General features: G+C 69.8%; 1 pseudogene. It reads right to left on the bottom strand.

The window, feature by feature from the left end:
- Positions 1-372 (bottom strand): annotated as a pseudogene (locus GYB81_RS24215) (enolase C-terminal domain-like protein); the annotation flags it as partial.
- Positions 373-553 lie beyond the last annotated feature (181 nt).

The following is a 553-nucleotide window of genomic DNA, read 5'->3' on the forward strand; positions in this document are numbered from 1 at the left end:
CAGCGACCAGCCACCATTGGGGTCGAGCGTCACGCGGGCGTCAGGGAAACGCGCAGCCAGGGCGCGGATCGCCTCGACTTCGGCCTCGCCATGCAGCACGCCGCCCTTGAGCTTGAAGTCGTTGAAGCCGTAACGCGCATGTGCAGCCTCGGCCTGGCGGACGATGGCCTCGGGGGTCAGCGCGGCCTGGTTGCGCACGCGCTCCCAGGCGTCATCGGCGTCGCGCTCGTCGCGGTAGCCGAGATCGGTCTTGTCCTTGTCGGCGATGAAGAACAGGTAGCCGAGCATTTCCACCGCGTCGCGCTGCTGGCCTGCGCCGAGCAGGGGGGCCACCGGCACGCCCAGGGGCTGGCCGAGCAGATCGAGCAGCGCCGGCCACGTCGGTGTCGGCGAAGTCCCCGGCGGCGAGGGCATCCGCAAGACCCTCGAAGACGCCCGCTCGATCCTCGTCGGCCAGCCGGTCGGCAACTACAACGCCTTGCCCAACCCGGTACGCCGTGCGTTCGCCGATCGTGATTCCGGCGGCCGTGGTTTGCAGACCTTCGACCTGCGT

The sequence above is a fragment of the Pseudomonas yangonensis genome, from assembly GCF_009932725.1.
Classification (GTDB): Bacteria; Pseudomonadota; Gammaproteobacteria; order Pseudomonadales; family Pseudomonadaceae; genus Aquipseudomonas; species Aquipseudomonas yangonensis.